The 5,970-nt window shown below is 27.8% G+C and carries 3 protein-coding genes and 1 pseudogene; all 4 read left to right on the top strand.

Translation table 11 applies throughout. The features are described 5' to 3' along the window. The first annotated feature begins 80 nt into the window (after positions 1-80). A complete protein-coding gene (locus ACFX4I_RS26170; RefSeq protein ID WP_377424139.1) occupies positions 81-2,588 on the top strand; it encodes a P-loop NTPase fold protein in 2,508 nt (835 codons plus the stop codon). A gap of 742 nt (positions 2,589-3,330) precedes the next feature. Then, positions 3,331-4,461 carry an ATP-binding protein gene (locus ACFX4I_RS26165; RefSeq protein WP_377424137.1) on the top strand — a complete coding sequence of 377 codons (1,131 nt, stop codon included), beginning with the start codon at positions 3,331-3,333 and terminating at the stop codon, positions 4,459-4,461. Further along, positions 4,458-5,234, top strand: a complete 777-nt coding sequence (locus ACFX4I_RS26160; protein ID WP_377424135.1) for a hypothetical protein — start codon at positions 4,458-4,460, stop codon at positions 5,232-5,234. Before ACFX4I_RS26165 ends, ACFX4I_RS26160 begins: the two co-directional genes overlap by 4 nt. Positions 5,235-5,428: 194 nt before the next feature. Continuing rightward, positions 5,429-5,596: pseudogene (locus ACFX4I_RS26155) on the top strand (IS110 family RNA-guided transposase); the annotation flags it as partial. Positions 5,597-5,970 lie beyond the last annotated feature (374 nt).

Here is a 5,970-nt window from a genome sequence, read left to right as displayed (position 1 = left end):
ACAGGCCATTGAAGATCGAATTAGGAATACAGCTTAAGATTTAACTTTTTAGTGTCCAAAATATTGACTCAAATCCATTATTGTTATTATCACTTACATTTTATTTAGCATTCCAAAATAAGATTGAATGGATATTAATTATTTTCTTTGCACTTACAGTCGTTTGGATTTTTTATTCTCTTGAGAAAACTATTGAAATCACCACTAAGCAGAACGAACATTCAGATTTGCCGATAAGGTCATTCCATGCACTTTTTCCTACAAGAAAAAAAGAGTTTAAAAGGATTTATGACTTTATAATTGATTTGGATGTTTATGATCCTTACGCTTTAGCAATAAGTGCTGCATGGGGAGAAGGGAAGACAAGCTTTGTAAATGCTATAATTGAAAATTTAAAAGCAGATAATAATGAAGTAATATTCGTACAACCAATGATATTGGATACAAGAGAAAAATTGTTGAATTATGTATTCGGTCAGATAGAAATCATTTTAAACAATTATAAGATATATACAGGGAAAGGCAGTCCGTATCAAAATTATTTTAATTTATTATTAAAATTTGTAGTTAATAAAAATATTAATAAAGTAGCGAGTTTTTTTGATATATTTCCAGAAGATAAACAAGGAGATTTGCGGGATTTTAAGGAGAGTTTAGAATGTAATTTAAAAAAATTAATTGAACAGAATAAGAGAATTGTGATTATTATTGATGATTTGGATAGAGTCGAAGAAGAAACTATTTATAATACATTAACATTTATTAAAGAAATTGTTGATTTAAAAGGGGTTATTGTATTATTTATTGTTGATTACGAAAAAATCGTGTCCGAAAGAATTACCATTGATTATTTGGAGAAATTCATTAATACCAAATTTGAATTAACGAAAATTGATAAAGAAGAAATTATTAATCATTATTTTCAATCCATTTTCCCAGTATATAATAACCCATTTATAATTAATGAAATTAAAGAATTAGAAACAAATTTTAATTATTACTTAAATGACATTACCACTACGATACATCAATGGCTTGAGAGCGAAAAAAAGAAACTAGATGTACCGCAAGAAAATAATAAAAAAATTGATGAACTAGTTATAGTAGACCATTCGAATAGAATAAATGAGGTTAATAATGAGTTTATTGACTTTAAAAATAAACTCAGCAATCCAAGATACATAAAAAAAATAATCTCAGGAGTAAGAGAAAGTTTTAACTTTATTGAACATGACCTTTCTCGGAATGATCCGATTGTATTTGTGGAAAATGAAGAAATTAAAATTAACCAACTTATATTTAAATTAAATATATTTAAAGTATTATTCAAAGAGATGTATGAAATGATTCTTGACTTAGGCACCATAGGGGATTTTGTAGAAAAGAACCTTAACAACATAATTGTGAAATCTTTTTTTAAGGAAACTAAAAAAGATATTTTATTCTTTGAAAACGAACAAATTATACGTGATATGAAGTTTGAATTTTATAACTCATTAATCTATTCAGATAGTATATCTCTTGAGATTTTTTCTGAAATTAAAACAGAACATGAAAAAATAATAGAGAAAATTGATTCTATTGAAGAATTAGATTTAGAACAATGGAATTTTAATTCCCTTACAAAATTACTTGTGGCAATAAATTCCTCACAAGGTACAGAAAAAGCTGATGTTTTGATCAAATGGATTAAATCATTTGCTAATATAACAGTTACCTTAGCTACAAGAAATAAAATTTCTTTAGGCCAAGTTTTCGAGTTGTTAGGGGATACATCTAGAAATACTCTTATTAAATATCCAGAGTATCTTGAAGAAATTTCGTTAGTAATAAGTACTTCAAATATTGAGTTTTTGAATAATAAAGAAAAATCAGCTTCGGAATACTATTTAGGAGCAATAGAACTACCGATAATTTTTGATGTTAAATCTCAAATACAAATGATAAGTTGGTTATATAAGTTTGAAGATACTAATTATACACTTGGTAGTCTAAAGGACTCTTTTGATAGTGTTACATCTTTAAAAAGTCTAAATGAACTACTATTAGGGGATTTATTAGAAGTCAAAGTAAATAATCATCCAGAAAATCCAATTGAGTGTTTTGTGAATATATTTAAATTAATGAAGGAGAAAATATTAAATATCCATAGAAACAATAATGAGACTTTAGAGGCCTTCAAGTATTACGAAGAAAAAATACAAAATTTTATTCAAATATATAAACTCAAGAATAAGCTATCAGAACATCTATCACTAGTAACAATTAACAATACTAATAGATTCGAAATACAAACTGGTACTCCATCAAAAGTAGAATTATTGCAAAGAATTAATCAGTTATATAATTACCTAGGAGAAACAAAAAATTCAATAGAGTATAACCATTTTAGATATTTTCACTCAATACTTAACGATATTGGGTGGTTAAATGATCGAATTTTAAATGAAGAAGAATTTAACAAATTACAACAAATTTTCAATACTTTAAAGTTGAAATTTAATGAAAATAAAATGTTATACGATGATAATAGTTGGTATTATTGTCAGATTAAACTTAATGAAATAAAAATAAGGTTCGTATCCTGAGAAGAGGTAAGAGTGCGAGAAATTAACATTCTCGCACTCTCGTGTATAAAATTGAATAGAGGGATTATCACTTGGTAAAACAGATTAATGAAATAGAAAATAATAGGTAGTTGCGCGAGCTTTAGTATTTGGATAAAAGTTAGGTTAAAATGATAACTAAAATTAGGTGGGGTATTATGGATATAAACAGTGCAGTCAAAGAAATCATAAAGGAAAATACTAAAACAGACAACCATACTTGAAAAGGGAACGTAATGCTGAAATTTTCCGATTGACGGATACCTTTTCTGCTTTTTTTGTTTCCTTCTTATTTATAGATTTAACCGGTTTATAAATGGTAACTACTGATACGCCATATTCGCCGCTTAATTCTCTGACCGAATTACCTGAGTGATAAAGATCTACAATAGCAATATCAAGGAAATGGGACAAGTATTGTGCATTTATTGAATTGAAACTAGAGAAGGAAATTAGGGTTGCTGTGGAGAATAAGAAAATATGGGTTTTGTAAATGAGGTTGTAACAGAGTATGACCAATCTGTTGAACATATTGTTTACTGCCTGCTAGCTAAGGATTGGAATAATTAGACTCATACCCTAATGAACTATCAGGTGCGTTTGTTAGTAACTGGATCTAACTTTAGGGTGTTTTTGCTTGTTTACTAACGGGGGCAAAAAGGGAGTAGCAAAATAATACTTTGATATAATTAATAATATGATAAAAAAAACCAGCGAGGTAAACATGAATAAAATAACTTTGAAAGAATTATCATTTGAAAATCACAAGATAACCTTTCATAAAGGTTTAAACTATATTATAGGTGCTAACAATACTGGAAAAACAACAATGTATAACATGATACAGTTTGTTTTGGGGATAAAAAAGGAAATAAATATGTCACTTAAAAGACATAACTTCTCAACTCCTGTTTCCTTATTATGTAATATAGGAGAACAAGAGGTACTATTTGAGCGGCATTTTAACTCTGAATATTTAAATATTCAGTATGGAATCACTAATGAATATGTTAAACATATGTCATTAAGGTTAAAAGAGGTATATGATATTTTATTTGAACCATTCTTTGTATTAGAGAAAGAAGATGGTGCTGCATATGAAATTTTAAAGCATTCATTTTTATCAGAAAGTCGATTCGATGTTTCCAGAGGAAGAAATGAAATTTTTAAGAAAATTTTGGGAATAAATGTATTATATATGAAACAAGCTAATAAAGATTATAATGATTTAAAAATAAAGGTAGATAAAGAAAAGAATTCCATAGAATTATTAGAAACTTTTATACATAGAGTTCTAGATAAAAATAATAAACTAAACACTAACGACAGTGTAAAGTTTAAAGATTTATTAGAAAACGAATATAAATTGGAAAAAGAAAATTATATAACAAATTATGAATTTTTACATACTGCGAAGCAAGCGATTATTAGGAATGAGGAATATCTTGATGAGTATTTTGATAAAAGAGTTTCCTTAATTGAACCCTATTATTTAGATTTTATAGCTTATTTTTCTATAGGATATAACATAATTGATTTTCGGGATTTCTATAAGTCAAATCATAACCAAAAAGCTATCCTTTCCGGAAGTATATTCTATATTACACTCTTATGTTTCATGATTGCTCTGAATAGAAGTGGTTATGATGAGAAACATAATGGATGCGGTTTACTAATAAGTGACTTATCACTGTATGAACTAGATTTTAATTCTCAGAGAAACCTTGAAAAACTACTGAGACAAGAAAGTCAATCTGGAATGTTACAGTTTGTTGAATTTACTGGAAAACAAACCAAGGAGCTTTCAGCTGATAGTATAGTTTTTGATTTAAACTCAGTGGAGAGATTTTTATGAGTGAAGAAAAAAATTCCAAAGCTACTTTATATATATCCTTAGCAACTTTGATTTTAGGTATATTAGGATTTCTTTTTGGTGATAACGTTAAAGAACAGTTATCTGGACCACAGTTAAATTTGAATTCCACAAAACTCAATATGAACTTGCCAAGTAAATTTGATGAAATTATCAATGATTATTCTAATAAAAATGATGTTCCTAACTTACCAGATTCTTATCGAGTAATTAGCATTGAAAATCAAGGATCATCACCGTCAAAAAACTTAAGATTAGTAATAAATTTAGATGGTGAAATTTATGATTATAAGGTTAACAGTACAGAAAAAATAAAAGAACATAAAATTAACAAAAATGAATTAGTTGTTGAAACTGAAAGGTTGTCAACAAATGCTCAAATATTGTTAGAGGTATGGTTAAAAAACACTAATAACAAATTTCAAATAAATTATGCAGATGATAGAGACAGTAAACAATTAAAACAAGATAAGCCACAAACTGGAAATAATTTATTTGAAAACATCATGATTATTTTGTCTTTAATTTCAATGGCTATTTTCGTTTATTCAAAAATTAAATTAAGTTCCGGAGAAAAGTTTAGAGAAATAAATTTTAAAAATCAGGAATTAGAGATACAATATAAAACGATGTTAGAAAATTTGAAAGAAGAAAGTGACAACGAACTAAAAGAAAAAGTAGAAGAAGATGAAAAGGCGGATGATGTATATAATAGGTTAGAAGCATTTATTAAAAACTCCCGCAAAAATCTTTAGTGTAGAAAAGGCATACGCGAATATCTGATTTAGCTATATCTCATAACCTCAATAAATTAGCAATAATAAAAATAAAAATATCGGTACGTTAGCATTCCTGTAGTTCATTATTTTTCAGCTTTGAAAAAAAGGGCTCTTCAGTAAGATATGAGTAAGAAACCACTCTAGCTCAAAACCTTAGAAGGAACCCTACTATGAAGTTTAAAATGCAAGATAAACAAAATCAACTAATAGAGAGAATTTCCGATAATCACCTTCTTGTTGGAGTGGAGATTGCCCAACAATTACATGTGGCTAGAGCAGTAAATTTCCGTGGAATGGTAGTCGGAGATCCACTTGCATTTGAAAATAAGGAAGATGGGGTAGTGTTGATGTAATTCCTGATGTAACATACTATCAGTTAATCGACAATTCATTGGATGATTTTCTTGATAATTTTTACGAAGAAAACTATCCAGCAATATACGAGTTAGAACAAAAAGCGTTTACAGATTGGTTTGGTCAATGTTGAAAAAAGTCAGGTGGGGATATATTGAATTTACCATCGTTCTTTGTTTTCCACGACGATACTAAATCATATGAGTTAAAAAATAATCAATGGATTGATGATGAAGAAAAATGGTCATAAAAAACGATGAAGAATGCCTATATATAGGCATTCCAGACTGTAGACAAACTCGATGAAAATCGAGTTTGTCTATTTTTATGGCTTGTACAATTTGGACGTTGATTTCCA

Origin of the sequence: Peribacillus sp. YIM B13472 (assembly GCF_042788005.1) — a bacterium.
Classification (GTDB): domain Bacteria; phylum Bacillota; class Bacilli; order Bacillales; family DSM-1321; genus Peribacillus; species Peribacillus simplex_E.
This window is presented reverse-complemented; position numbering and strand designations above follow the sequence as displayed.